This window comes from Janthinobacterium sp. FW305-128 (genome assembly GCF_020858135.1).
Lineage (GTDB): Bacteria > Pseudomonadota > Gammaproteobacteria > Burkholderiales > Burkholderiaceae_D > Janthinobacterium.
Genome location: NZ_JACYMK010000001.1, coordinates 885,880 through 910,488 on the forward strand (window position 1 = coordinate 885,880; position 24,609 = coordinate 910,488).

The 24,609-nt window shown below is 64.4% G+C and carries 23 protein-coding genes and 2 tRNA genes; 7 read left to right on the plus strand and 18 right to left on the minus strand.

Translation table 11 applies throughout. The features are described from left to right. The first annotated feature begins 13 nt into the window (after nucleotides 1-13). Nucleotides 14-946 carry a CysB family HTH-type transcriptional regulator gene (locus IGS60_RS04035; protein WP_230502530.1) on the plus strand — a complete coding sequence of 311 codons (933 nt, stop codon included), beginning with the start codon at nucleotides 14-16 and terminating at the stop codon, nucleotides 944-946. Here IGS60_RS04035 and IGS60_RS04040 read toward each other — a convergent pair. Together IGS60_RS04040 and IGS60_RS04045 are read right to left on the minus strand one after the other, a co-directional pair. Then, nucleotides 943-1,296 (minus strand): MmcQ/YjbR family DNA-binding protein, encoded by a 354-nt coding sequence (locus IGS60_RS04040; RefSeq protein ID WP_230502532.1) that lies wholly within the window; start codon nucleotides 1,294-1,296, stop codon nucleotides 943-945. The two genes, IGS60_RS04035 and IGS60_RS04040, sit on opposite strands and share 4 nt — an antisense overlap. Continuing rightward, a complete protein-coding gene (locus IGS60_RS04045) occupies nucleotides 1,293-1,904 on the minus strand; it encodes a DUF2185 domain-containing protein (protein WP_230502534.1) in 612 nt (203 codons plus the stop codon). Before IGS60_RS04045 ends, IGS60_RS04040 begins: the two co-directional genes overlap by 4 nt. Before the next feature lie 344 nt (nucleotides 1,905-2,248). On the opposite strand from IGS60_RS04045, the gene IGS60_RS04050 reads away from it, so the two are divergent. Further along, nucleotides 2,249-2,800: a PEP-CTERM sorting domain-containing protein gene (locus tag IGS60_RS04050; protein ID WP_230502536.1), complete on the plus strand. Its 552-nt coding sequence runs from the start codon at nucleotides 2,249-2,251 to the stop codon at nucleotides 2,798-2,800. A gap of 84 nt (nucleotides 2,801-2,884) precedes the next feature. On the opposite strand, the gene IGS60_RS04055 is transcribed toward IGS60_RS04050, so the two are convergent. The 3 genes from IGS60_RS04055 to IGS60_RS04065 form a co-directional block, all read right to left on the minus strand. Beyond that, nucleotides 2,885-5,308 carry a TonB-dependent siderophore receptor gene (locus IGS60_RS04055; protein ID WP_230502537.1) on the minus strand — a complete coding sequence of 808 codons (2,424 nt, stop codon included), beginning with the start codon at nucleotides 5,306-5,308 and terminating at the stop codon, nucleotides 2,885-2,887. Nucleotides 5,309-5,602: 294 nt separating this feature from the next. Continuing rightward, complete coding sequence (locus IGS60_RS04060) at nucleotides 5,603-6,649, minus strand: aldo/keto reductase (protein WP_230502695.1); 1,047 nt, start codon at nucleotides 6,647-6,649, stop codon at nucleotides 5,603-5,605. Next, entirely contained in the window at nucleotides 6,649-7,698 is a 1,050-nt protein-coding gene (locus tag IGS60_RS04065) for a quinone-dependent dihydroorotate dehydrogenase (RefSeq protein ID WP_230502539.1), read from the minus strand. The genes IGS60_RS04060 and IGS60_RS04065 overlap by 1 nt, the downstream gene beginning before the upstream one ends. A gap of 203 nt (nucleotides 7,699-7,901) precedes the next feature. Between IGS60_RS04065 and IGS60_RS04070 the strand changes: the two genes are divergently transcribed. Next, on the plus strand, nucleotides 7,902-11,225 hold the full coding sequence (locus tag IGS60_RS04070) for a S41 family peptidase (RefSeq protein ID WP_230502541.1): 3,324 nt from the start codon (nucleotides 7,902-7,904) through the stop codon (nucleotides 11,223-11,225). Between the two features lie 1,035 nt (nucleotides 11,226-12,260). On the opposite strand, the gene IGS60_RS04075 is transcribed toward IGS60_RS04070, so the two are convergent. The 3 genes from IGS60_RS04075 to IGS60_RS04085 all read right to left on the minus strand — a co-directional run bounded on the left by IGS60_RS04075 (nucleotide 12,261) and on the right by IGS60_RS04085 (nucleotide 14,381). Further along, the gene (locus IGS60_RS04075) at nucleotides 12,261-12,983 is read right to left on the minus strand and encodes an arginyltransferase (protein ID WP_230502543.1); all 723 of its coding nucleotides are present in this window, start codon (nucleotides 12,981-12,983) and stop codon (nucleotides 12,261-12,263) included. A 72-nt stretch (nucleotides 12,984-13,055) separates the two neighbouring features. Further along, entirely contained in the window at nucleotides 13,056-13,772 is a 717-nt protein-coding gene (gene aat, locus IGS60_RS04080) for a leucyl/phenylalanyl-tRNA--protein transferase (protein ID WP_230502545.1), read from the minus strand. Nucleotides 13,773-13,802: 30 nt separating this feature from the next. Further along, entirely contained in the window at nucleotides 13,803-14,381 is a 579-nt protein-coding gene (locus IGS60_RS04085; protein WP_034747557.1) for an NUDIX hydrolase, read from the minus strand. Between the two features lie 196 nt (nucleotides 14,382-14,577). Here IGS60_RS04085 and IGS60_RS04090 point away from each other — a divergent pair. Together IGS60_RS04090 and IGS60_RS04095 are read left to right on the plus strand one after the other, a co-directional pair. Then, nucleotides 14,578-14,654 (plus strand) — tRNA-Met (locus IGS60_RS04090). Nucleotides 14,655-14,795: 141 nt separating this feature from the next. Next, nucleotides 14,796-14,872: transfer RNA gene (locus IGS60_RS04095), tRNA-Met, on the plus strand. Nucleotides 14,873-14,918: 46 nt separating this feature from the next. Here IGS60_RS04095 and IGS60_RS04100 read toward each other — a convergent pair. Then, on the minus strand, nucleotides 14,919-15,719 hold the full coding sequence (locus IGS60_RS04100) for a helix-turn-helix transcriptional regulator (protein ID WP_230502547.1): 801 nt from the start codon (nucleotides 15,717-15,719) through the stop codon (nucleotides 14,919-14,921). A gap of 110 nt (nucleotides 15,720-15,829) precedes the next feature. Here IGS60_RS04100 and IGS60_RS04105 point away from each other — a divergent pair, with 110 nt between their 5' ends. Continuing rightward, nucleotides 15,830-17,056, plus strand: a complete 1,227-nt coding sequence (locus IGS60_RS04105; protein WP_230502549.1) for an MFS transporter — start codon at nucleotides 15,830-15,832, stop codon at nucleotides 17,054-17,056. Here the strand turns inward: IGS60_RS04105 and IGS60_RS04110 are convergent. The 5 genes from IGS60_RS04110 to IGS60_RS04130 all read right to left on the minus strand — a co-directional run bounded on the left by IGS60_RS04110 (nucleotide 17,053) and on the right by IGS60_RS04130 (nucleotide 20,812). After that, nucleotides 17,053-17,850, minus strand: coding sequence for an anti-sigma factor (locus IGS60_RS04110; RefSeq protein ID WP_230502551.1), 798 nt, complete (start codon nucleotides 17,848-17,850; stop codon nucleotides 17,053-17,055). The two genes, IGS60_RS04105 and IGS60_RS04110, sit on opposite strands and share 4 nt — an antisense overlap. Beyond that, complete coding sequence (locus IGS60_RS04115) at nucleotides 17,847-18,368, minus strand: RNA polymerase sigma factor (RefSeq protein WP_230502553.1); 522 nt, start codon at nucleotides 18,366-18,368, stop codon at nucleotides 17,847-17,849. The genes IGS60_RS04110 and IGS60_RS04115 overlap by 4 nt, the downstream gene beginning before the upstream one ends. 21 nt (nucleotides 18,369-18,389) lie before the next feature. Next, on the minus strand, nucleotides 18,390-18,761 hold the full coding sequence (locus IGS60_RS04120; protein WP_070289095.1) for a hypothetical protein: 372 nt from the start codon (nucleotides 18,759-18,761) through the stop codon (nucleotides 18,390-18,392). Between the two features lie 59 nt (nucleotides 18,762-18,820). Beyond that, a complete protein-coding gene (locus tag IGS60_RS04125) occupies nucleotides 18,821-19,738 on the minus strand; it encodes a DNA-3-methyladenine glycosylase 2 (RefSeq protein ID WP_230502555.1) in 918 nt (305 codons plus the stop codon). A gap of 66 nt (nucleotides 19,739-19,804) precedes the next feature. Beyond that, nucleotides 19,805-20,812, minus strand: coding sequence for an XdhC family protein (locus IGS60_RS04130; RefSeq protein ID WP_230502556.1), 1,008 nt, complete (start codon nucleotides 20,810-20,812; stop codon nucleotides 19,805-19,807). 98 nt (nucleotides 20,813-20,910) lie between these two features. Between IGS60_RS04130 and IGS60_RS04135 the strand changes: the two genes are divergently transcribed. Further along, nucleotides 20,911-21,051: a hypothetical protein gene (locus IGS60_RS04135; RefSeq protein ID WP_162995759.1), complete on the plus strand. Its 141-nt coding sequence runs from the start codon at nucleotides 20,911-20,913 to the stop codon at nucleotides 21,049-21,051. A gap of 159 nt (nucleotides 21,052-21,210) precedes the next feature. Here the strand turns inward: IGS60_RS04135 and IGS60_RS04140 are convergent, their stop codons facing one another. Genes IGS60_RS04140 through lspA form a run of 4 tightly spaced genes read right to left on the minus strand, consistent with a single transcriptional unit; the run spans nucleotide 21,211 to nucleotide 24,556 of the window. Next, complete coding sequence (locus IGS60_RS04140) at nucleotides 21,211-22,314, minus strand: M48 family metallopeptidase (protein ID WP_070312172.1); 1,104 nt, start codon at nucleotides 22,312-22,314, stop codon at nucleotides 21,211-21,213. Between the two features lie 12 nt (nucleotides 22,315-22,326). Next, nucleotides 22,327-22,776: a dUTP diphosphatase gene (gene dut, locus IGS60_RS04145; protein WP_070312166.1), complete on the minus strand. Its 450-nt coding sequence runs from the start codon at nucleotides 22,774-22,776 to the stop codon at nucleotides 22,327-22,329. A gap of 32 nt (nucleotides 22,777-22,808) precedes the next feature. Next, the gene (gene coaBC / locus IGS60_RS04150) at nucleotides 22,809-24,029 is read right to left on the minus strand and encodes a bifunctional phosphopantothenoylcysteine decarboxylase/phosphopantothenate--cysteine ligase CoaBC (RefSeq protein ID WP_230502557.1); all 1,221 of its coding nucleotides are present in this window, start codon (nucleotides 24,027-24,029) and stop codon (nucleotides 22,809-22,811) included. 17 nt (nucleotides 24,030-24,046) lie between these two features. Then, the gene (gene lspA / locus IGS60_RS04155) at nucleotides 24,047-24,556 is read right to left on the minus strand and encodes a signal peptidase II (protein ID WP_230502559.1); all 510 of its coding nucleotides are present in this window, start codon (nucleotides 24,554-24,556) and stop codon (nucleotides 24,047-24,049) included. Nucleotides 24,557-24,609: the final 53 nt, after the last annotated feature.

Below are 24,609 nucleotides of genomic sequence, written 5' to 3' on the forward strand. Positions count from 1 at the left end.
AGGCTGAAAATATATGAACTTTCAACAACTGCGTTCGATCCGCGAAGCGGCCCGCCGCGGCTATAACCTGACGGAAGTGGCCAACGCGCTGTTCACGTCGCAGCCGGGCGTGAGCCGGCAGATCCGCGAACTCGAGGACGAGCTGGGCGTGGTGATTTTCGAGCGCAACGGCAAGCGCTTGACGGGCTTGACTGAGCCGGGCAAGGGCATTTTGAAGATCGTCGACCGCCTCCTGATCGAGGCGGAAAACCTGCAGCAGGCCAGCCTCGAATACAGCGGCCAGACCAGCGGAACGTTATCCGTGGCGGCCACGCACACGCAGGCGCGCTATGCGTTGCCGAAAGTGGTGCAGGGCTTTCGCGCCGCCTTCCCTGACGTGCGCATCGCGCTGCAGCAAAGCGCGCCCGAGCATATCGCGGAATGGGTGCTGTCGGGCAAGACCGATATCGGCATCGCCACGGAGGGTTTGAGCCAGTTCCCCGACCTCGTGTCGTTCCCGTGCTACCGCTGGAGCCATCTGATCGTCGTGCCGGACGGCCACCCGCTGCTCGAGCACTCGCCGATCCGCCTGGAAGACCTGGCGAAATATCCGTTGATTACCTACGACAAGGGGTTCACGGGACGCGGCCATATCGACGATGCGTTCGCCAAGGCGGGCGTGACGACCGACATCATCCTCACGGCCATGGATTCCGACGTCATCAAGCAATACGTGGCGCTGGGCCTGGGCGTGGGCATCGTCGCCTCGATGGCCTTCGACCATGGCCGCGACAAAGGGTTGCGCGCCGTGGAAGCGTCGCATCTGTTCGCCACCAACACGACGCGCCTGGCCGTGCGCCGCGGTGCCTACCTGCGCGCCTACGCCTACGAGTTCATCCTGCAGCTGGCGCCGGACCTGACGCGCGAAGACATCGACCGCGCCATGGCAGGAGAGGAAGCCCCCTAGGCGATGGCCGCCTTTTGCGCGCGCGTCAGGCTGGCCACGGCGCGCGCGTAGCTATCCTGCACCAGTTCCGCCAGGTAATCGGCCGGGAAGCGCGCCACATCAACGATGGTGACCCAGTGAAAGCGGCCCATGTAGCGGGCCGGTTTGACGCCCGGCATGTCCGTCAGTTCAATGAAACGCCCGGCGCTGGCGCGCAGGCTGAAGCGCCACTGTTCCGGTGCGCTGGTCTTGAAATAGGCAAACTTCTTGCCGCTCACTTCATACACGAGGATGTTCGACGGCGCACCGTACAGCACGGCTTGCGCGCCGGGCAGGGCCGCGCAAAATTGCTTCAGTTCATCTGTTGTCATTCGTCCACCGCCATGAATTGTTGCGTGTTGCGGTCGAAGGCGTACGCCGCGCCGGCAGGGGCGTCCAGCAGCGCAATGAAACGGTCGTCCACGCTGAGCACGGCACCCAGCGACACGAGGGCTATGTTGGCGCTTTCGTTGATGTAGTCGTCGCTCTCGTCGTTGGCCGTGAAGCGCCAGCCGCTGTCGTCGTCGTTGTCCGGCGCTTCGCGGTACAGGTAGCCGACGGGCGCGCCGTCTTCCAGCACGCGTTTCGTGACGAAGCACAGGCCCGCGTAGCGGTTGACGAGGTTATCGTCATCGTCGTGCTGGGTATTGATGATGTGGCGCGCCGCGAAGGCGATGGGGTCTTTGGCGCGCAAATCGGCGATGTAGCCGGGCATGTTGTCGAGCTTGCCCGTAAAGTGCCCATGCGGCTCGACCGTGTCGACCAGCACCCACATGCGCTCGGCGCCCGGCGCCTGCGGATCGTCGCTGTGGAAGGCGAAGATCAGCTTGACCACCTCGCCGGGGCGCACCTGGGCGATGGCTTCGGGCGGCGATTTATAGAATGTGTAGGGATGGCGCGCCGCCAGTTCGGCGGCGTCGGCCAGGTGCCAGCTGGGCATGGTTATCCGTCATCAAGAAGAGTAAACCCCATGGTAGCCGATTGCGTGTCAGGATGACCACGCATACCTGCAGGCTTGCCATTGCCGCTTGGCATGTGCTGATCTACAACAATCCTGCTTCCCCGACCAGCGCCCGGTCATGGCAAGGACGGCGGTACGCCCCTTCATAGCCGGACTCGGCAAGAAACTGATGAGACCGATTGAAAATACCAATGGTAAAATTTGTTTCTTTTATTGCATTTTGATTTCCTGGATGATATCTTTTGCTCAATCGCAAAAAAATATAACAAAAATATAATCAACATTGTGTTTTTTGAAATTTATCAATAGGGGAAATTATGAACATGACTAAACATGCTGTGCTGGGTCTCTGCCTTGCTGTCTCGGCTTGCCTGGCGCCATTGGCCCAAGCGGCGAACTGGGTGGAAATCACCGATCCCGCCATGAGCGGCTTCCTGGTGGGCGGCAAGACCGTCACCTACGGCAGCGTGGCAGCGGACTCGGTCTGGGTGTTTGACGGCGCCAACCCGTCCGGCCCGCAAAGCGCGGCCGCCATCCAGAGCTTGGTCAGCAGCAAGTTTGGTCTGCCATCCAGCGGCACCGGTTCCCTGGTCTTTGCCGCCCAGGGCGACCTGGAAAGCGGTAAGTCCGGTTCGTTCACCGTCAAGTCCAGCTTCGACTACCTGGCCGTGCACTATGGCCGTGGCGAACTGCTGTTTCACTGGGACGCGCCGCTGGCCGCCAATACGCTTATCACCATCAGCAATCTGCCGCGCGGCCTGAGCAATTTCCGCGCCTACAGTTCCGTCTCGGCCGTGCCTGAGCCAGCGACCTACGGCATGTTGATGCTGGGCCTGGGTCTGGTCGGTTTTGCCGCGCGCCGCCGCCGCGCCTGAGCCTGCAGCGCCTGCGGGCGCAAGACATGAAAAAAAGCCCGCGCATCGGAAGATGCGCGGGCTTTTTGCATGGCGGAGCGGTATTTACCAGCTATAGCCAGCCTTGGCGTAGTAATAGCGGCCGTTGAAACCGTTCGGCGCGAAGATGCTGTAGGGCTGGGTACCGTTGACGTTCAGGTTGCCCGCGCTCGTCACTTGCGCCGGATAGCGGTTGGTGACGTTGTCGATGCCGGCCACCAGGCGCCAGTTCTTGCCCAGTTTCACGGAACCGGACACGTCCAGCACCCATTGCGGGTCATACGTCTGGTCGAGCTTGACGTCGTTCTGCGGCACGGTGAAGCTGCCGTAGCGCGTTACGACGCCGTGCGCATTCCAGATGCCGAAGCCGTAGTCGGCCGCCAGGCTGAACTTGTCCTTCGGCGAGGCCACCGTGATGCGGTCGATGCTCTGGCGGTCGATCAGTTTCAGGTTGTTGGCCGTCAGGATGTCCGGATTGCCGGCGATTTTCTGTACCGTGCTCTTGTTGTGGTTGTACGCCACGGTGAGGTCCAGGCGGTCCTTGTCCTGCAGGTCGATGCGGTAGGTGCTGACGATGTCCACGCCTTCCGTGCGCGTGTCGACGGCGTTGGTGAAGTAGCGCGCTGCGCCCACGGTCGAGCCTTGCGTCGCCAGCTGGGCCTTGAGCTTGTCGTTCAGCGCCAGATTGGCCGAGAACAGGATGCGGTTGTCGATGTCGATGCGGTAGGCATCGATGCTGGTGGTGAAGTTGCGGCTGGGCTGGAACTGCAGGCCCAGGCTGTAGTTGCGTGCCTTTTCCGGCTTCAGGTCTTGCGCACCGAGGGCGCGCGCCTGCGGCGTGTTGACGGCGAAGGTACCCGTCTCGATGGCCGTATTGTTGCCGTTGATGACCTGGAAGTTGGTGGTGGTGATGGTGTAGTACTGCTGCGCCAAGGATGGCGCGCGGAAGCCGCTCGACACGGTGCCGCGCAGGGACAGGGCGTCCGTGAAGGCATAGCGCGCGGAACCCTTGGCCGAGGTGGTGCTGCCGAAATCGCTGTAGCGCTCATGGCGCAGGGCCACGCCGCCCGACAGTTTCTTCGTCGCTTCCGCTTCCAGGTTCACATAGACCGACTCGTTGTGGCGCGAGTGGCTGCCCGCGTTGACAGGACGGAAGCCGGCAAAGCCTTGCGAACCGCCGCCCGTGTACGATGCTTCATCGCCGGCGCCGATGCTGTACTTTTCATGGCGCGCTTCGGCGCCCACGGCCACCGTCAGCGGGCCCGTAAAGTAAGACACGGGAAATTCGCGCGCCGCATCGAGGTTGAACACCGTTTGTTCGTTTTTCAGCGAGCCCGCATAGAAATGCGTGGGGCTGTTGGCGCCCAACGACTGGTTGACCGTATTGTCCAGGTCCAGCTCGAACTTATTGCTGCCGTAATTGAGGCTGGCATCCCAGCGCCAGCCGGCCGCTTCGCCGCGCAAGCCCGTCACCAGGGACTGGTCCGTCAGGGTGCTGTTTTGCAATGGCAAAAAGCCTTCCGGGAAGAGCGGCGTGCGCTGGACAAACTGCTTCGAATTATTCGGGTCCGTGATCAGCGCCGTGCGCCAGGTGGCGGCGGCCGACGTGTCGCGCTTGCCGTAGTTGCCGAAGGCATACCAGTCGAGGTTGTCGCTGATGTGGTATTCGCTGTTGAGGAAAATCGTTGCCGGCTTGCTTTCCGGGTCGCCATAGCGCTGGTTGACCTTGCCGTAGCGCGGTTCCAGCGGGTTGCGGAAATCGGCACCGGCGCGGTTGGTCGGGTCGCGTTCCGCCACTTCGGCCGAGACGCGCACCCAGCCGTCGTCGCCCAGGGCGAAGCCGGCCGAACCCTTGATGGATTTTTGCTTGCCGTCGCGTTCCTGCGTCTGGCCATAACCCACTTCGACATCGCCGCCGGCCGCGCCTTTTTTCAGGATGATGTTGATCACGCCGGCAATCGCGTCGGAACCGTACTGGGCCGCCGCGCCGTCGCGCAGCACTTCCACGTGGTCGATGGCGGCCAGGGGAATGGCGTTCAGGTCGACGGGCGCCGAGCCGCGGCCCAGCGAGCCGTTGACGTTGACGACGGCCGAGGTATAGCGGCGCTTGCCGTTCACCAGTACCAGGGTCTGGTCGGGCGACAGGCCGCGCAACTGGGCCGGACGCACGGCATCGCTGGCGTCGGCGCCCGTGGCGCGGGCGAAGTTCAGCGATGGCAGCAGGCGCGCCAGCACGGTGGCCAGCTCGCCCGAACCCGTGCTTTGCAGGTCGCGCGAAGTGAGGATGTCGATCGGCGATTCGGAATCGATGGTGCGGCGGTTCTTGGCGAAGGTGCCGGTGACGACCACCGATTGCAATTCGCCTTCGGCCGGCAGCTCTTGCTGCGCTTGCGCCTGCATCGGCAGGCTGAAGCAGGCGACCAGGCTGGCGGCGATCACGGTTTTTACGGGGAGGGCGGGACGCTGGGAGCGGGCGGTGCTTGAACTCATCGACGATATCTCTTCGGTTGTGGTTGCGCGGACCATGGCGGTCCGGTGATGCAATCAGATTAACAGTGGGCACGCGGCGTGCTTACGAATCGTTCTGTCTATCGATATGCAATAAATATCTGAAAGACGTCAACATGGCGCGCGTAGCGCATATGGCCTCGTTTCCAGCATACGACCGGGCACGGCAAGGCCGCAATGCTGCACAGCAGTAAATTGCCAGCTGTTGTATAAATACGACTATATGCGATGAGCGTGGGGAGCCTGGCGACGGCATGCGCCGCCAGACGGCGGGCCTTACTGTCCCGGATTGGGCAGACTGGCGTGGATGGCGTCGACGGCCGCCACCAGTTCCGGCGACAAGGTGAGGTGATGCGCATCGATATTTTGCTGCAACTGCGCCACGCTGGTGGCGCCGATGATGGTCGACGCGACGAACCAGCGCGAGTAGCACCACGCGAGTGCCAGCTGCGCCGGCGTCAGGCCGTGCGCGCGGGCCAGCGCCGCATATTGCCGGGCCGCCTCGATGGTGGCGGGGCGCACGTAGCGGGGACTCCAGCCGGCCGGGAAGCGCGTCAGGCGGCCCCTCGCTTGTGGATTGTCGAGGTACTTCGCTGTCAGCTGGCCGAACGCCAGCGGGCTGTAGGCCAGCAAGCTGACGTTCTCGCGGTGGCAGGTTTCGTCGAGCAGGCTCGTCTCGAAATGGCGCGCCGTCAGGTTGTACAGGTTCTGGATCGAAACGATGCGCGGCAAACCTTTCAGCTCGGCCTGCTTGATGTATTCGCACACGCCCCACGACGATTCATTCGACACGCCGATGTGGCCGATCTTGCCTTCCTCGACCAGCTTGCCCAGCACGGCCAGTGTCTCTTCTATGGCGACCGACGCGTGTTCCTTGCGCGGGTTGTACACGCTGGCGCCGAAGATGGGCAGGTTGCGGCTGGGCCAGTGCAATTGATACAGGTCAATATGCTCCGCCTGCAGCCGGCGCAGGCTGTCTTCGACGGCAGCGCGGATGTTGACCGCGTCGTGATCCGTCTTGCCCTTGCGTATCCAGTGCATGCGCGAGTTCGGCCCGGCCACCTTGCTGGCCAGGACGATCTGACTGCGCCTGCCGCTTTTCTTCAGCCAGCTGCCGATGTAGCGTTCCGTGCTGCCCTGCGTTTGCGCACTGGCCATCACCGGATACATCTCCGCCGTGTCGACGAAGTTGATGCCCCGTTCGAGCGCGTAATCGAGCTGGCTGTGGGCTTCGGCTTCGCTGTTCTGCTCGCCGAAGGTCATCGTGCCCAGGCAGATTGTGCTCACTTCCAGGCTGCTGGCGCCCAGCTTGACCTTGGCGATCATTTCGCCTGTTTGCCGCGCAGCGCGCGCGCGCAATCCTTGATCAGGGCGGGACCGGCATAAATCAGGCCGCTGTACAGCTGCACCAGCTGCGCGCCCGCCTCGAACTTGGCCAAAGCATCCTTGCCCTGCATGATGCCGCCCACGCCGATGATGGGCAGCGCGTCGCCCAGTTCCGCCTTCAGCAAGCGGATGACATTGTTCGACAGCTCGAACACGGGCGCGCCCGACAGGCCGCCCGCTTCGGCGCCGTGCGGCATGCCTTCGACGGCGCTGCGTGACAGGGTCGTGTTGGTGGCGATGACGCCGTCGATCTGGTGGCGCGTGAGTGACTCGGCGATGCTTTTCACCTGCTCGCCATCCATGTCCGGCGCGATCTTCAGGGCCAGCGGCACGTAGCGCTTGTGCTTGTCCGCCAGGCGCGCCTGGGCATCCTTCAGTTGCGACAGCAGGGCGTCGAGTTCCGACGCGCCCTGCAGCTGGCGCAAATTCTTGGTGTTCGGCGACGAGATATTCACCGTCACATAGCTGGCGTAGGGGTAGACTTTTTCCAGGCACAGCAGATAGTCGTCGGCCGCGCGCTCGATGGGCGTGTCGGCGTTCTTGCCGATGTTCAGGCCCAGCACGCCGGCGCGCTCCTGGTAAAACTTCGACGCCTGCACATTGGCCACGAAGGCGTCCACGCCGCCATTATTGAAACCCATGCGGTTGATGATGCCCTGCGCCTGCGGCAGGCGGAACATGCGCGGTTTCGGATTGCCCGCCTGCGCGCGCGGCGTGACGGTGCCCACTTCGATCGAGCCGAAACCCAGGTCGGCCAGCGCGTCGATGTAGGCGCCATCCTTGTCCAGGCCGGCGGCCAGACCGACGGGGTTCGGGAAGGTGATGCCCATCACCGTGCGCGGATCAGCGGCCGGTTTGCCGGCCAGCTTCGTCAGGCCCAGCGCGCTGGCGCGTTTCAGGGCGGGCAGGGTGAAATGGTGGGCCGCTTCGGCATCCATCGAAAACAGCAGCGGGCGAGCGAGGGAGTACAGGAATTTTTCAGACATGGGGCGCTTTGAGTAGGTGTGCGCGCTGCCGGGAAGGGCTGGCGGCGCGCGAAATAAGTGCCGTATTTTACCGTGTTCCGCGCGGCGGCCGGGTGTATAGTTCTTGTTGGTCTGATGCAATATTGATCCCTTGATAATCTGCATCGGGCCCTGGACTTTCCTGTTTCTTCCCTGTTCCCTTTACTTCATAAGCGAGACATCGATTGAAAAAGACACGCATCCTGACCGCCATCGCGGCCGCCAGCGCACTGCTGCTGAGCCATCCGGCCCTGGCCCTGCCCAATACCCAAGACACCCGCATGCTGAGCGAACCGGCCGTCTCCAGCCGCCATATCGCCTTCATCTATGCGGGCGACCTGTGGCTGTCGAACCTCGACGGCGGCGGCGCGCGGCGCCTGACGTCCGACCTGGGCGACAAATCGAATCCCGTGTTTTCGCCCGACGGCAGCCTGATCGCGTACAGCGCGAACATCGACGGCAATGTCGACGTGTACGTGATCGCGGCAGCGGGCGGCGTGCCGCGCCGCCTGACCTTCCACCCGGGCGCGGACCTGGCGCAAGCATTCACGCCCGATGGCCATGCCGTGATGTTCACCTCGCCCCGCGCCGCCTTCAACAACCGCTTCCAGAAGCTGTTTACGGTGCCCGTGGCGGGCGGCGTGGAAACCCAGCTGGAAATCCCGAACGCATCGCGCGCCACGTATTCGCCCGATGGCAAGCGCATCGCCTACAACCCGCTGGCGCCGGCCTTCAAACAGTGGAAGCGTTACCGGGGCGGCACCAACTCCTGGCTGTGGCTGTTTTCGTCCAGCGACAAGTCGATTGAAAAAATCCCGCAGCCGACCACGCGCTCGAACGACGTCGACCCGATGTGGCTGGGCGACACCGTGTACTTCCGCTCGGACCGCAACGGCGAATTCAACCTGTTTGCGTATGACGTCAAGACGAAAGCCGTGCGCCAGCTGACGCGGCACAAGGATTTCCCCGTGCTCAACGCGTCGGCCGCGAACGGCACCATCGTCTACGAGCAGGCCGGGTATCTGCACTCTTTCGACATCGCCAGCGGCCAGGCGCACAAGCTCACCATCGGCGTGGCCAGCGACCTGGGGCAGGCGCGGCCCCGCTGGGTGAAGAACGCGAAATACATCCGCGACGCGTCGATTTCGCCGTCGGGGGCGCGCATCGCCTTCGAATACCGGGGCGAGATCGTCACCATTCCCGCCGACAAGGGCGACGTGCGCAACCTGACGCAGACGGCCGGCGCCCACGAGCGCACGCCCATCTGGTCGCCCGATGGCCGCTCGGTCGCGTATTTTTCCGATGAATCGGGCGAATACGAGCTGCACGTGCGGGCGCAGGACGGCAAGGGCGCCGTGCGCAAGTTCAAGCTCAATGGCAGCGGCTTCTATGACAATGCCGTCTGGTCGCCCGACAGCAGGAAGATCGCGTTTGCCGACAACGGCTGGAGCATGTACGTGATCGACGTCGGCAATGGCAAGGTGCAAAAAATCGCCACGGAACCGATGTATGGCGTCGACAAGAGCATGCGCGCCGCGTGGGCGCCCGATTCGCGCTGGCTGGCCTACACGCTCAATTCGCCCACCTACACGCGCAGCGCCTACATCTATTCCGTTGAGCAGAACAAGTCGATGCCCGTGACCGATGGCCTGTCCGACGTGGCCCAGCCCGTGTTCGACAAGAGCGGCAAATACCTGTACTTCTTCGCGTCGACCAACGCAGGCCCCAGCAACAACTGGTTCTCGCAGCAGAACGAAGACAACCTGGTGACGCGCACCGTGTGGATGGCCGTGCTGCGGCGCGACTTGCCGTCGCCCTTGATCAAGGAAAGCGACGAGGAAAAGGCGGCCAGCGCGGAGAGCCGGATGGAGTCGGCGAAGGCCGAAGCCGAGTCGAAAAACGACGCGAAGAGCGAAGCGAAGATCGATCCGAAGACGGGCCGCGACGATCCGAAAGTGGCCGTGGCCCCCGTGGCGCCGATTGCCATCGATTTCGACGGCATCGCCACGCGCATCGTCGACCTGCCGCTGCCGGCCGCGCAGTTCTCCAGCCTGGCCGCCGGCGCCGCGGGGCAGATCTTTTTGCTGCGCGAAAGCGACGGCAAGAAGGCCGTGCAGCGCTTCGACCTGAAGGAGCGCAAGGCGGAAACCGTGGTGGCCGAAGCTGATGATTTCGAGGTCTCGGCCGACGGCAAGAAGCTGCTGTACCGCCAGAAGGACAACTGGGCCATGGGCTCCGCCACGGGCAAGCTGCTGGCGCCGGGCGAAGGCAAGATCAAGGTCGACGCCATCGAAGTCAAGGCCGATCCGCGCGCCGAGTGGACGCAGATTTTCAATGAAGTGTGGCGCATCAACCGCGATTACTTCTATGACCCGGGCATGCATGGCGTGGACTGGAAGGCCATGCGCGACAAGTACGCCGTGTTCCTGCCCGAGCTGTCGAGCCGCGCGGACCTGAACCGCCTGATCCAGTGGATGTGCAGCGAACTGGCCGTGGGTCACCACCGTGGCGGCGGCGGCGACGACTTTATCGAGGCGAAGAAGGTGCCGGGCGGGCTGCTGGGCGCCGACTATGAAGTGAGCGACGGCCATTACCGCTTCAAGAAGGTGTATGGCGGATTGAACTGGAATCCGGCCCTGCGCGCGCCGCTGACGGAGCCGGGCCTGAACGTCAAGGCGGGCGAATACCTGCTGGCCGTCGACAGCCGCCCGCTGGCGCCGCCGACGAATATCTACAGCGCCTTCGAGAACACGGCCGGCAAGGCCATCGACCTGACTGTGGGACCCTCGGCCGACGGCAAGGGCGCGCGCACGATCACCGTGGTGCCCGTGCCGGCCGAGGATGCCTTGCGCAACCGCGACTGGATCGAGGGCAATATGCGCAAGGTCAATGCGGCCACCAACGGCAAGGTGGCGTACGTGTACGTGCCCAATACGGCGGGGCTGGGCCACACCTACTTCAAGCGCTATTTCTTCCCGCAGGCGGACAAGCAGGCCATCATCGTCGACGAGCGTTTCAATGGCGGCGGCAGCGTGGCCGATTACTACATCGAGATCCTGCAGAAGAAGGAAATCGCCTGGTGGACCATGCGCTACGGCGCCGACATGAAGACGCCGTCCGCCTCGATCCAGGGGCCGCGCGCCATGCTGATCGACGAGACGGCCGGCTCGGGCGGCGACCTGCTGCCGTGGATGTTCCGCAAAAATAACATGGGCCCGCTGATCGGCAAGGCGACGTGGGGCGGCCTGGTGGGCATCCTCGGCTTCCCCGTGCTGATGGATGGCGGCACGATCACGGCGCCGAACCTGGCGTTCTGGACGCGCGAAAACGGCTGGGGCGTGGAAAACGAAGGCGTGCCGCCCGATATCGAAGTCGAGCAAACGCCGGCCGACGTCATCGCCGGCCGCGATCCGCAGCTGGAAAAGGCGATCGAGGTGATCCAGGCCGAACTGGCGAAAAAGCCGCCCGTGCGGCCTGCGCGCCCGGTGTTTCCGGACAAGAGCAAGTAAGCTGAAGTGCAGGGGCCAGACCCTCGCGATTGTTCGCCGGTAGGTCGGATTAGCGCAGCGTAATCCGACACCATTGTTGGCTTTGCAGCGTCGGATTACGCGCTTGCGCGCTAATCCGACCTACCTTACATGATCGCCCACTGTCCCTTGACGCGCTTCCAGCGCTGGCGAAGAACCCGCCCGTGCGGCCCACGTCCGGCGTTTCCGGATAAAAGCAAGTAAGAAGCAAGTAAGCTGAAGTGCAGGGGGCAGACCTTCGCGATTGTTCGCCGGTAGGTCGGATTAGCGCAGCGTAATCCGACACTATTGTTGGCTTTGCAGCGTCGGATTACGCGCTTGCGCGCTAATCCGACCTACCTTACATGATCGCCCACTGTCCCTTGACGCGCTTCCAGCGCTGGCGAAGAACCCGCCCGTGCGGCCTGCACGTCCGGCGTTTCCGGACAAGAGCAAGTAAGCTGAAGTGCAGGGGGCAGACCCTCGCGATTGTTCGCCGGTAGGTCGGATTAGCGCAGCGTAATCCGACACTATTGTTGGCTTTGCAGCGTCGGATTACGCGCTTGCGCGCTAATCCGACCTACCTTACATGATCACCCACTGTCCCTTGACGTGCGCTTCCAGCGCTGGCGAAGAACCCGCCCGTGCGGCCTGCGCGTCCGGTGTTTCCGGACAAGAGCAAGTAAGCTGAAGTGCAGGGGGCAGACCCTCGCGATTGTTCGCCGGTAGGTCGGATTAGCGCAGCTTAATCCGACACCATTGTTGGCTTTGCAGCGTCGGATTACGCACTTGCGCGCTAATCCGACCTACCTTACATGATCGCCCGCTGTCCCTTGACGCGCGCTTCCAGCGGCTGGCGAAGAACCCGCCCGTGCGGCCTGCGCGTCCGGCGTTTCCGGATAAAAGCAAGTAAGCTGCAGTGCAGGGGCCAGACCCTCGCGATTGTTCGCCGGTAGGTCGGATTAGCGCAGCGTAATCCGACACCATTGTTGGCTTTGCAGCGTCGGATTACGCACTTGCGCGCTAATCCGACCTACCTTACATGATCACCCACTGTCCCTTGATCCGCGCTTCCAGCGGCTTGAAGTTGATTTTATACGCCATCTTCGGACTCTGTTCTATCCAGTAGCCCAGGTAGATGTAGAGCAGGTTCAGTTCGCGCGCCTGGGCGATTTGCCACAGCACGTTGTAGGTGCCGTACGAGGCGCCGGGCACGTCGGGATCGAAAAACGTGTAGACGGACGACAGGCCATCGGCCAGCACGTCGATGATGCTGACCATGCGCAGGGTGCCGTCAGGCTCGCGGAATTCCACAAGGCGCGTGTTGACCCGGCTTTGCAGCAAAAATTGCGCGTACTGGTCGCGGCTGTCCTGGTCCATGCCGCCGCCCGCGTGGCGCGTGCTCTGGTAGCGCAGATACAGTTCGTAGTGCTCGTCGAGGAAGGACAGGGTGGCCACGCCCGCCTGCAGGTTGGCGTGGCGGTTCCAGGCGCGGCGCTGGTTGCGGTTGGGCGTGAACGATTGCGTCACGACGCGCACGGGGATGCAGGCCTGGCAGCCGTCGCAATACGGGCGGTAAGTGAAAATGCCGCTGCGGCGAAAGCCGTTGCGCACCAGTTCCGAATACACGTCGCTGTTGATCAGGTGCGAAGGCGTGGCCACCTGCGAGCGGGCCTGGCGGTCGTCCAGGTAGCTGCACGGATACGGTGCCGTCGTGTAGAACTGCAGGGTGGCAAACGGTAGTTCGTTCAGGTGCGTCATGCTGATCCTGTCTGGTCTGTCCGCAGCAATGGAAATGTGCCTGGCGGTGTGCCTGGAGATATCATAGCTTTTTTACGCCGGTGGCGCAGCATGCCAATCGGTGATTTGCGCTGCTTCAATGGCGCTCCTCACGTGGGCCAGGAAGCGGGCGCGCGAAATGGGCGCCGCGCCCAGCGAGGCCAGGTGTTTCGTTTCTTGCTGGCAGTCAATCATGGTCACGCCGCGCGCCTGCAAAAAGCGCACGAGGTGGGCCAGCGCGATCTTCGATCCATCCGAGACGCGGGCGAACATCGATTCGCCATAGAACATGCGTCCGATCGACACGCCATATGCGCCGCCCACCAGTTCGCCGTCCAGCCACAGCTCCGACGAGTGCGCGTAGCCCAGCTTGTGCAAGCCCGTGTAGCCGGCGATGATGTCGTCGGAAATCCACGTGCCCGGGCCATCCTTGCGCGGTGCCGCGCAGGCGCGCATGACGGCGTCGAAATCGCCGTCGAAGCGCAGCTGCCAGCGCCCGTCCGTGGCGGCGCTGCGCTCGACCTTGCGGATGGCCTTGGCCAGGCTGTCGGAGACCTTGAAGTCCGCCGTCATCAGCACCATGCGCGGATCGGTGCTCCACCACAGAATGGGCTGGCCCTCGGAAAACCAGGGGAAGATGCCGTGCTTGTAGGCGTCGAGCAGGCGCGCGGGCGACAGGTCGGCGCCGGCCGCCAGCAGGCCGGGCGCCTCGTCGGTCAGGGCGCGCGCGACGTCGGGGAACGGGGTGTGGATGTCGAGCCAGGGAATCATGCGGCGTCAAGAATGGCGGGTGGTGGGGGCTTACTCGGCATCCGCGCGCGCCATCGGGCGCGTGATGTCGCCCGTATGCACACCATAGCTGCCGCCTTCGCGGATTTTCACGCGGTCGGCAAAGAACAGTTCCAGGGTGGCGCGGATGGTGGGGAAGGCCAGGTCGTCCCACGGAATTTGCGCTTCCGTAAACAGTTGCACGTCCAGACTTTCGATGCCGGGCGCGAAATCGAGGTCGCGCAGGCGCGCCAGGTAGAACAGGTGCACCTGGTGCACGCGCTGCACGTTGAGCAGCGAAAACAGGGGACCCAGTTCGATATTCGCGCCCGCTTCCTCCACCGTTTCGCGCTCGGCCGCGTCGGACGTCGTTTCGTCGTTTTCCATGAAGCCGGCCGGCAGGGTCCAGTAGCCGAGGCGCGGTTCGATGGCCCGCTTGCACAGCAAGACCTGCAACTGGCCATCTTCTTCCCAGACGGGAATCGAGCCGACCACCATTTTCGGGTTCTGGTAATGGATGGCGTCGCAGTTGGCGCACACATAGCGGGGACGGTTGTCGCCTTCCGGAATGGACAGGCTGACAGGGTGGGCGCATTCGGAGCAGAATTTCATGGGCTGGCTTCGGAAAATGGGTGACTAGTGTAACGCTTACTGTACACCGATTGCGCGCTCTGTGGCGTGACGGGCAGACACAATGCCACTTGGTAATTGGCTGACCTTTTTTAATGTATTTTAATTTAATAGCTCTATTGCAGTCGAAGTTGAGATAGCTATTGCCTAAGCCACCCGTTTGCCCTTATAATTCGAGTGCGGGGTGGAGCAGTCTGGCAGCTCGTCGGGCTCATAACCCGAAGGTCACAGGTTCAAATCCTGTCCCCGCAACCAATACCGGAAAGCCGCTGATTCTTGCAAAAGATCAGCGGCTTTTTCCATTGCTGGTCACGGACACGCTCCGGTGGACGGGGCAGGCATGACATTGTCAATTCACGCCTTTACGCCGCGCAACAATCTGGTATATAATTCGAGTGCGGGGTGGAGCAGTCTGGCAGCTCGTCGGGCTCATAACCCGAAGGTCACAGGTTCAAATCCTGTCCCCGCAACCAATTCGAAGCCGCTGGTTCCTCGCAAGAGGGCTAGCGGTTTTTTCGTTTACGGCGCGAGGTCTTCTGCCTGCTGGCGTGCATACACGATCAGCCGCAAGTGGCGGTCCGCATCGATGGTCAGCGAGGTGTGCTCGTAGGCGACCTGCTCGCCGCCGACGTCCAGCTGGCGCACGCCGGCGCACGGCGCATGCACGTCATGGCGGCGCCACCATAGCTTGAATTCTGGCGAAACTTTTTCCAATTCCTGCACCAGCGCGTGGATATCCGCTTCCTGCGTGGCGCGCGCGTAGTCGCGGCGAAAGCTCGACAGCATCAGCGGCGCCTGCTCTTCCCAGCCGGCGAAGCGCGAGCGCAGCAGCGGGTCGGTAAACAACAGCCACAGCAGATTGCGGCGTGCCGGCACATGCGCGCCGAAGCCGAACAGGGCGTCCGCGTCCGCATTGAACGCCAGCACGTCCCAGCGCAGGTTGAGCACATAGGCCGGATGCGCCAGCCCGTGCATCAGGCGGCGCACGGGCGGCGGCACCACGCAAAACGTCTTGCCCTCTTCGGCTGGCGGACGCGCATGCGCCAGCAGGAACAGGTGGCGCCGCTCGCCCGCGTCCAGTTTCAGTACTTCGGCCAGCTTGTCGAGGAAAGCGCTCGAGACGCCGATGTCGCGCCCCTGTTCCAGCCAGGTGTACCAAGTCAGCCCCACGCCGGCCAGCGCCGCCACTTCTTCACGGCGCAAGCCCGGCGTTCTGCGCCGCCCGCCGCCAGGCAAGCCTACGTCCTCGGGCGACAGCCGCGCGCGGCGCGCCTGCAGGTAGGCGGCCAGTTCGTGGCGGGTGCGTTGCAAGGTGCGCATGCTGCGGTCTTTCCTGTGAGCCTGTTGCTGCCAGTAATAGCATAAACAGTTAAATTGTAATTGTTTATATTGTATTCCAAAATGCCTGCTTTCTTCCCGAAAGCGTGCCCATGTCTGACTATTCTTTCTCCCGTGCCGCAGTGCCTGCCGACTCCGCGCTGCCTGTCACCGTCTACCTGATCGCCGTGGGCGCGTTCGCGCTGGGCATGGCGTCGTATGTGACGGCGGGCCTGATGCCGATGATCGCCGGCGCCTTTTCCGTGTCCCTGGCGATGGCCGCGCAGCTGGTGACGGCGTTTACGCTGGCCTATGGCCTCGGTTCGCCCCTGGCCGTGGCCTTGCTGCCGGCGCGCGCGCAACGCTCCGGCCTGTTACTCGCCTTGGGCGTGTTCGTGCTGGCGAACGGGGCCAGCGCGCTGGCAGCAGGATTTTCCAGTCTGCTGGCCTGGCGGGCCATGGCCGGCATCGGCGCCGGCGTCTACCTGGCGCTGGGCATCGCGGCGGCGGCGGGCGTGTCGGCGCCGCGGCAGCGTGGCAAGGCCATCGGCGCGATCATGGGCGGCATGGCGGGCGGCACGGTGCTGGGCGTGCCATTGAGCTTGCTGCTGGCGCAGCAGCTGGGCTGGACGGCGGCCCTGTGGCTGGTCGCCATACTCGGTGCGCTGGCGCTGGCGGGCTTGCTGTGGAAACTGCCCGCGCTGCCGGAAGTACCGGCGACCTCGCTGCGCCGCAAGCTGGCCTTGCTGGCCGATGGGCAGGTGCTGGCCATCCTGCTCGTGTCGCTGCTGGCGGCCATCGCCAGCCTGGGCATGTACACGTTCATTGCGCCGCTGCTGGCGTGGTCCGCGCACGGCGCGGAAATTTCCACCACGCCCTTCCTGTGGGCGTGGGGCGTGGGCGGCATCGCGGGCAGCGTATTGGTGGGACCACAGGCGGACAAGGTGGCGGCGCCGAGGCTGACTAGGCTCATCTTGCTGCTGCTGGCGCTGGCCTTGTGCGCGCTGCCGCTGGCGGCCGGCTGTTCGGCCTGGCTGATGCTGGCGCCTATCGTGCTGTGGGGCGCGGCCGGCTGGGCCCTGCAAGTGCCGCAGAACCAGCAGTTGCTGGCCGTGCGCGCGCGGCAGGGCGACGGTAACCTGGCCATCGCCCTCAACGAATCGGCGCTGTACCTGGGCAGCGCCATCGGCGCCGCAGCAGGCGGGGTACTGCTCCTGCTGGACTGGCCCGTGTGGCTGCTGGCGGCCTGCGCCGCCCTGGTCGCCACCGCAGCGTTGCTGCTGCAATGGTGCGGCGTGAAATGGATTGCAGAATTCCGGAAAATGGAAGAGTCTGTTTAGTGACTTTCCAGCTGCGCGTACACGGCGTCGGCGATCTTGCCCAGCTCCTGTTTGGGCAGGCTCGCCGAGAGGGCATAGCCGAGCTGGCCGTCGATCCAGTAAAACACGCTCAAGTCCTTTTCCTGCGTGTAGCGGAAGGCCGTTTCCTGCCTGCCGGCCCGCTCCTTGGCCACGTACAGGGTCAGGCGCTTGCCGCTGCCCTCTTCATACATGAACTGCGCCACGGGGCCATCCCCATCACCGGGCAGCAAACGCCCGCCGATCAGGTGGTAGCCGAGCGGCGACAGCGCAGGCGGCTGCAATTTGCTGCCCAGGCGTTTCGACAGCCACTGCACCAGGTGCGCTTCCTGTTCCGCTCCCACCTCGACGGGGTGGCGCACTTCGGGCGTGTAGACGGCATGGGCGATGGCGGCGCTGCGCGCCAGGGAGATGGGGCTGGCGCTGGCGCTCCGCATGTCACCGCCATCGCCGCCATCGCCGCGCAGCAGCCAGCCGCCCGCGCCGCCCGCGAGCACCAGCACGATGGCCGCTGCCGCCTGCATGGCGGGGCGCTGCCAGGCACCGTTCGCCGCCGGCGGGGCCGCCGCCTGCAGCAGGGCAGGCGGCACGGCTTCGTCCAGCACGGGATCGAACAGGGCGCGCAACTGGCGGTTCTGCTCGCGCCACGCATCGACCCTGGCGGCGTCCCCGGGATGCGCGCGCAGGTGGGCGTCGACGGCCGCGCGCTGGTCTTCAGGCAGGACGCCGTCGGCCAGGGCGTGCAATTGCGCTTCGCTGATGGCTTGCGTTGTCATTTCACGACTTTCAGGGTGGGTGGGCCGCTGCCCTGGCTGCCGGCAGGGCGGCCGTCGAGCAGGGTGCGCAGCTTGTCGCGCCCGCGCGACAAACGCGACATCACGGTGCCGACGGGAATGTCCAGGGTGGCCGCCACCTGCTCGTACGGCATCTGTTCGAGCGCGACGAGCAGGATAACTTCGCGCTGCCCCAGCGGCAAACGGGCCAGCGCCGCATCCATCTCGCCGATGGCGATGGCTTGCCCGGGCGCGTGCTCAGGGGCGGGCAGCACGCTGTCGTCGTCGAGTTCCTGCAGGGGCAGGCCGGGGCGGCGCAACTGGTCCACGTGCAGGTTATGCATGATGGAAAACAGCCAGGGCCGCATCTCGCCGCCGCGCTGGTCCAGCTTGCGCCAGGCCCGCTCGACGGTGTCCTGCACCAGATCGTCCGCGTGCGCGGCGCCCGCCAGCGCGCGCGCATAGCGGCGCAGGCCGGGCAGGCAGGCTTGCAGCTGGCGGCTGTCCTCTTGCGTGGTCATCGTGGCGGCGGGATAGTGAGCTTAGGGCTTGACGACGTGCCACACGTTCTTGAAATTGTCGCCGGCCACGTCGCCCGGTTTCTTGTCTTCCTTGTACAGGTACAGGGGCTTGCCCTTGTAGGTCAGCTGCATGGCGCCGTTGTCTTCGCGCTTGATGCTGCCATACGGGGCGGCGGGCGCCGCGTCGGTGGCGATGACGGCGGGCCAGGCGACCAGGCAGCCGCCGCTGCAGGCGCTCTTGCCGCTGTCGGCGACATCCTTGTCGAACACATACACGGTCATGCCGCTGGCATTGACCAGCATGCCGTTGGCGGGCATGACGTCGGCGGCGAAGGCCAGGGGGGCGGACAAGGCGGTGAAAAGGGCGGTGGCGGCAAAAGTAGTAAAGCGCATGATGATCTCCTTGAGGTTTTGGGGGGGCTTGCAAGGGATAGACGCGTGCCGCCCGCCGTTTATTCCCGCTCGTTTGACATATTTTTTGCCGGCGCATGCAGGCTGGCCCACAGGTGGGCGGCCGCCATGGTGCGGTGCGGCGCGTACTGGCGCAGCCACTGTTCCGTGCGCGCCATGTCCGGTTTCGTTTCTTCGCCGAGCAGCTTTTGCAGGGCGGCGCGGATCGCCACGTCGCCGTGCAGCGAGCAGTCGGCATAGCCGTAGCCGCGCAGCAGCGCGTAATTGACGGTCCACGGGCCGATGCCCTTGACGGCCAGCAGCGCCTGCGAAATGGCCGCCACGTCGCCGGAAGGTGGCAGTTCCAGCGACAATTCCCCGTCATCGACGAGATGCGCCAGGCGCAGCACGGTTTCCGCCTTGGCGCGCGAGAATTTGCGGCTGGTCAAATCCTCGATGTCCAGCCGCGCCACGTCGCGCGCCTCCGGGTAGCACCACAAGCCGCTGGCGTGCCGGCGCCCCGCCTGCAGAATAAAAGTGCGGCGCAGGGAAATGGCGAACGGCAGGTTGATCTGCTGGCCGATGATGGCCCAGGTCAGCGCCTCGAACGGGCTGGCCGATTGCACGATGCGCAATCCCGGGTTAAGCCGGATCAACGGCGCCAGCAGCGGATCGCCGGAGGCCAGCTGCGCGAAGGGTTGCGGGTCGATGCGCAGGCCGAGGATGTTGAGCAGGGCGCCATGCAGCGCCGTGTGCAGGGCGTCGCTGGCGCTGCCGTCGATCTCGGCGCGGCAGACGGCCGCGGCGTCCGCGAACGCCACGTCCAGCACGACGGGCACGCCGTGCAGCAGGATGCCCTTGCGCAGGCCCGTCGCGGTGACCTGTTCGGCCACGCCTTCCGCGTCGCGGCTGTGAAAGGCGATGACGTCGTCGCGGCGGTAGCCGGCGGGCAGGGGGAGGGTCCAGTGCAGCAGGGTCATGGTGGCCAAAATCAGTGAAGGTAGCAGGGGCGCGCCGCCGGCGCACCGCGTTTCTTGCTGCGGTCCTTAGCGGGCGAAGATGTCGGTGGTGGGCGGGCTCAGGGCCGCCGCGTGCTGGATCTGTAGCGCGTCGGGCACGCCATTTTTCACGGCCGTCAGTTCGGCCAGGATGGAAATGGCGATTTCGGCCGGCGTCTTGCTGCCGATGTACAGGCCGATGGGGCCATGCAGGCGCGCCAGCTGCTCGGCGCTGACGTCGAACTGCAGCAGCCGTTCGCGGCGCTTGGCATTGTTGGCGCGCGAGCCGATGGCGCCCACGTAAAACGCAGGAGATTTCAATGCTTCCATCAGGGCCAGGTCGTCGAGCTTGGGGTCGTGCGTGAGGGCGACGACGGCGCTGCGGCTGTCGAGTTTTAATTCCAGCACGAGGTCGTCGGGCATGGCGTGCAGCAGAGGCACGCCCGGTACGTTCCAGCCGCCCCGGTATTCCTCGCGCGGGTCGCAGACGATGACGTGGTAATCCATGGCCGTGGCGATCTGCGCCACGAAGCGCGACAGCTGGCTGGCGCCGATGATCAGCAATCGCCAGCGCGGGCCGTGCTGCGTGGTGAGCACCGCGTCTTCCAGGGCCAGCACGGCGCCCGGCGTGGCGCGCTGCAGGGTGACGGCGCCGCTGCGCAGGTCGAGGCGGCGCTCGACCAGTTCATGCGCTTCCAGGCGTGCCAGCAGTTCGGCCACCTTGCTGTCCGCGTGCAGCGGCTCGATGGCCAGTTCGATGGTGCCGCCGCAGGGCAGGCCGAAGCGGTGCGCCTCGTCGGCGCTGATGCCGTAGCTGACGATTTCCGGCAAGGTGCGCACGATGCCGTGCACGCGCACGGTGTCGATCAAGTCATCCTCGATGCAGCCGCCGGAGACGGAGCCGACCACCGTGCCGTCGTCGCAGATGGCCAGGGTGGCGCCCACGGGGCGGGGGCTGGAGCCCCAGGTCTTGATGACGGTGACGAGTTCGCAGCGGTGCCCGGCGGCGAGCCAGGCGGCGCTGGTTTTCAGAACTTCGAGGTCGATGCTGTCCATGGGGCGCGGAAGGAAAGCCGCAGGCAGGCGGCAAAGTATGGAATATTCTTCAATATTGTGGCTATACTACGCTCTCCAACAGCCTGCGGAGAGTTTTCATGTCGAACGACCAAAAGACGCAAGATGACGGCATCCCCAAGTTTGGCAAACTGCTCATCGCCCTGTTCCTGGCGGTGGTATTTTGCGGCGCCCTGACCTGGGTCATGGGCACCTATTTCCCGAACTTCCCCGGCGCCTGACCAAACCCTGTTTGATCAGGATGAAGAACGTCTAACAGAACCGTAGCGAGCGGCAGCGATTTGTGGCCGAGAAGCGCAACTGTGCTTGGCACGGGGCCGCCGAGGCAGTGAGCATCGCAGACCGCAAAGCGCGACGCGCAGTAGGTTCTGGTAGGCGTTCTAAGGCTTCAACGGTTTCTTCGCCGCCTGCTTGGCGCGCACGTCAGTGACGGCGCGGTTGATCGCCGCCATGCGCGAGTTGGTGCCCGGGTGCAGGGCCGTGTAGCCGTTGGCGACCGTCGCCGGCACTTGCGTGGCCAGGCGCTGCCAGAAGCGGGCCGCGTTGTCGACGTTGTAGCCGGCGCGCGCCAGCAGGTAGATGGCCAGGGTGTCGGCTTGCACGTCGAGTTCCTGCGGCATGGCCTTGATGCCGGCGGCGCCCGTCAGCATCGACACGTCGGGCTGCACGGCGCCCAGGCTGTCGATGATGCTGCCGGCCGTACCCGCCGTGCGCTGGCTGCGCGCGTGGTCGAGGATGTTGTGCGCCATTTCGCGGGCGATGACGAAGGCGATGCCTTCATCGTTTTGCGCCGCATTGACCATGCCGCGCGTGAGCATGATGCGCGAACCGTCCGAATACGCGTTGATATTGTCCGCATTGCCCAGGGCGACGCGGAAGGCGCAGGCGCGCGTGACGGGAATTTTGAGGTCTTGCTGCTGGCCGTCGCGGGCGATGGTCATGTTCAGGCTCGCGCTTTTCGAGGCCAGCGGGCCGACGATGGCGCCGAACGGGCCTTCCGCTTTCGGGCCGGCCGGCAGCGGCTTGCCTTCGGCGGCCAGCAAGCCGTCGCCCTTGCGCAAGCCGGCGCGCGCGGCGCCGCTGCCCGGCAAGACGCCGGACACCTGCATCTGTTCGCCGTAGCCGAGCGCCGCCTGCGCCGCGTCGGCATAGATGCCGGGGTAGGAATACTTGTTCTGCGCCGTGAAGCCCAGCAGGTTGCGCGCATACGTCTTGCACAGGTCCGCATTATTGATCAGTAGGGGCGCCGACACTTTCGACAGGCGGTCCTGCAGCGCCACCATCTTCACCAGTTCTTCCTGCGCCGCCTTTTGCTGCGCCGTCGGTGCGGGCGCATCGGGCGCCGGCACGACGTTGAACGGGCCGCTGACATTCGTCGCCGGCGTGGTGCAGCCGGCCAGAATGGCCGCGCCGGCCAACAGGAGGGGAGTGGCCAGTCGGCGCAGCGAGGTTGGGGCTGGGATCAGATGGCGGAAACCTGGCATAAGTGTCAATCCTTAATGTTTGCCGGTGCTGCCGAAACCGCCAACACCGCGTTCGCTGTCGCCGAATTCCTCGACGACGTTAAAGCCCACTTGCAGCACCGGCACGATAATCAGTTGCGCCAGGCGTTCCATGGGATTGAGCGTGAAAGCGCTCTGGCCCCGGTTCCAGGTCGATACCATCAGCTGGCCCTGGTAATCGGAGTCGATCAAGCCTACCAGATTCCCCAATACGATGCCGTTTTTGTGGCCCATGCCGCTGCGCGGCAAAATCATGGCCGCATACGAGGGGTCGCCGATGTGGATGGCCAGGCCGGTCGGAATGAGCACCGTCTGACCCGCTTCGATGGTGATAGCCTCGTTGATGCAGGCGCGCAGGTCGAGTCCCGCGCTGCCCGGGGTGGCGTAGGCCGGCAGCAGTTCTTGCATGCGGGCGTCGAGGATCTTGATGTCGATATTTTTCATGAATCTAAATGAGCTAAAGCGTATAAAAAAGATTATTTGAGCAGCGAATTCCTGGCGATCCGCTTCGAGATTTCCGAAATCAGCTGGCGCGCCAGGTTCAGTTTCGAGGCGCGCGGCAGCACGGTATGGCCTTCCTCGTCGAACAGGATGATGGTGTTGTCGTCCTGGCCAAACGTGTTCTGACCGATATTGCCGACCAGCAGGGGAATGCCTTTTTTCTCGCGCTTGACCGAGCCGAATTCCACGAGGTTTTCCGATTCGGCGGCAAAGCCCACGCAGTACGGATAGCCGGCCAGGTTGGTGCGCGCCGCCACGGTGGCGAGGATGTCGGGATTTTGCACGAACTGCAGTTCGGGCACGGAGCCGTCGGCCTGCTTTTTCATCTTCTGGTCGCTGGCGTTGGCCACGCGCCAGTCTGCCACGGCGGCCACGGCGACGAAGACATGCTGGCCGTCGACGTGGGCCAGTACCGCATCATGCATCTGCTGCGCGCTTTGCACGTCGATGCGGCGCACGCCGAACGGCGCGTCCAGGGCCGTCGGGCCGGAAATGAGCAGCACCTCGGCGCCCGCTTCGCGCGCCGCGCGCGCCACCGCATAGCCCATCTTGCCCGAGGACAGATTGGTGATGCCGCGCACGGGGTCGATGGCCTCGAAAGTGGGGCCGGCCGTGACCAGCACGCGTTTGCCCGCCAGGACTTTCGGCTGGAAGGCGGCGATCAGCTCCGTCAAGAGCTGTTCCGGCTCCAGCATGCGGCCCAGGCCAGTTTCGCCGCAGGCCTGTTCGCCGGCGGCCGGGCCGAACAGGGTGATGCCGTCGTCGCGCAGCTGCTGCACATTGCGCTGCGTGGCGGGGTTCTGCCACATTTCCACGTTCATGGCCGGCGCCACGAGCAAGGGCAGGTGGGAGGGACGGGCCAGGCACAGGGTCGACAGCAGGTCGTCGCACACGCCATGGGCGAGTTTACGCAGAAAATCGGCCGAGCACGGCGCGATCAGGATGGCGTCCGCGTGGCGCGTCAAATCGATATGCGCCATGTTGTTGTCTATGCGCGCATCCCACTGGCTCGTGTGCACGGGGTGGCCGGACAGCGCCTGCATGGTCACGGCCGTGATGAAGTGGCTGGCGGCATCCGTCATGACCACCTGCACCGAGGCGCCGGCCTTCGTCAGCGCGCGGCACAGTTCCGCCGCCTTGTAGCAGGCGACGCCGCCCGAAAGTCCCAGGACGATTTTTTTGCCGGACAATTCCATGCCGTTCTCCCGCGTGTTTATTTGTTTACCCGGCGCAGTTCATCGATGATGAACAGGGCCGCGCCGATGCAGATGGCGCTGTCGGCGATATTGAAAGCGGGGAAATGGCCCCAGCTTTTCCAGTGGAAGTCGAGGAAATCGACCACGTGACCGTACACCAGGCGGTCGATGGCGTTGCCCAGCGCGCCGCCGAGGATCAGCGCCAGGGCCCAGCAGAACATGCGCTGGCCGGCGTGCTTTTTCAGCAGATAGATGATGTAGATGGCGGCCGCCAGGGCGATGCCGGTGAGGAAATAGCGCTGCCAGCCGCCCTGGTCGGACAGGAAGCTGAACGCGGCGCCCTTGTTATACGCGAGCACCAGGTTGAAATACGAGGTGATGACCATCTCTTGCGCATAGCGGAAGGTCTTCAGGATCGTGATCTTGGTGATCTGGTCGAACAGGATGACGATGGCGGCGATGCCCAGCCAGGGCACGAGCGACGCCGAGGAGGACGATTTCGATGAAAAACGGTTTTTAGTGGCCATATTTTTCCAGGGAAGATAAAGCCGCCGCCTGGCAGCAGGCGGCGGTTGGAAGT

Excerpts from the sequence above, each read along its gene's own strand:
- IGS60_RS04035 (WP_230502530.1), top strand. The coding sequence starts at position 14 with ATGAACTTTCAACAACTGCGTTCGATCCGCGAAGCGGCCCGCCGCGGC.
- IGS60_RS04040 (WP_230502532.1), bottom strand. The coding sequence starts at position 1,296 with ATGACAACAGATGAACTGAAGCAATTTTGCGCGGCCCTGCCCGGCGCG.
- IGS60_RS04045 (WP_230502534.1), bottom strand. The coding sequence starts at position 1,904 with ATGCCCAGCTGGCACCTGGCCGACGCCGCCGAACTGGCGGCGCGCCAT.
- IGS60_RS04050 (WP_230502536.1), top strand. The coding sequence starts at position 2,249 with ATGACTAAACATGCTGTGCTGGGTCTCTGCCTTGCTGTCTCGGCTTGC.
- IGS60_RS04055 (WP_230502537.1), bottom strand. The coding sequence starts at position 5,308 with ATGAGTTCAAGCACCGCCCGCTCCCAGCGTCCCGCCCTCCCCGTAAAA.
- IGS60_RS04065 (WP_230502539.1), bottom strand. The coding sequence starts at position 7,698 with ATGTCTGAAAAATTCCTGTACTCCCTCGCTCGCCCGCTGCTGTTTTCG.
- IGS60_RS04075 (WP_230502543.1), bottom strand. The coding sequence starts at position 12,983 with ATGACGCACCTGAACGAACTACCGTTTGCCACCCTGCAGTTCTACACG.
- aat (WP_230502545.1), bottom strand. The coding sequence starts at position 13,772 with ATGATTCCCTGGCTCGACATCCACACCCCGTTCCCCGACGTCGCGCGC.
- IGS60_RS04085 (WP_034747557.1), bottom strand. The coding sequence starts at position 14,381 with ATGAAATTCTGCTCCGAATGCGCCCACCCTGTCAGCCTGTCCATTCCG.
- IGS60_RS04100 (WP_230502547.1), bottom strand. The coding sequence starts at position 15,719 with ATGCGCACCTTGCAACGCACCCGCCACGAACTGGCCGCCTACCTGCAG.
- IGS60_RS04105 (WP_230502549.1), top strand. The coding sequence starts at position 15,830 with ATGTCTGACTATTCTTTCTCCCGTGCCGCAGTGCCTGCCGACTCCGCG.
- IGS60_RS04110 (WP_230502551.1), bottom strand. The coding sequence starts at position 17,850 with ATGACAACGCAAGCCATCAGCGAAGCGCAATTGCACGCCCTGGCCGAC.
- IGS60_RS04115 (WP_230502553.1), bottom strand. The coding sequence starts at position 18,368 with ATGACCACGCAAGAGGACAGCCGCCAGCTGCAAGCCTGCCTGCCCGGC.
- IGS60_RS04120 (WP_070289095.1), bottom strand. The coding sequence starts at position 18,761 with ATGCGCTTTACTACTTTTGCCGCCACCGCCCTTTTCACCGCCTTGTCC.
- IGS60_RS04125 (WP_230502555.1), bottom strand. The coding sequence starts at position 19,738 with ATGACCCTGCTGCACTGGACCCTCCCCCTGCCCGCCGGCTACCGCCGC.
- IGS60_RS04130 (WP_230502556.1), bottom strand. The coding sequence starts at position 20,812 with ATGGACAGCATCGACCTCGAAGTTCTGAAAACCAGCGCCGCCTGGCTC.
- IGS60_RS04135 (WP_162995759.1), top strand. The coding sequence starts at position 20,911 with ATGTCGAACGACCAAAAGACGCAAGATGACGGCATCCCCAAGTTTGGC.
- IGS60_RS04140 (WP_070312172.1), bottom strand. The coding sequence starts at position 22,314 with ATGCCAGGTTTCCGCCATCTGATCCCAGCCCCAACCTCGCTGCGCCGA.
- dut (WP_070312166.1), bottom strand. The coding sequence starts at position 22,776 with ATGAAAAATATCGACATCAAGATCCTCGACGCCCGCATGCAAGAACTG.
- coaBC (WP_230502557.1), bottom strand. The coding sequence starts at position 24,029 with ATGGAATTGTCCGGCAAAAAAATCGTCCTGGGACTTTCGGGCGGCGTC.
- lspA (WP_230502559.1), bottom strand. The coding sequence starts at position 24,556 with ATGGCCACTAAAAACCGTTTTTCATCGAAATCGTCCTCCTCGGCGTCG.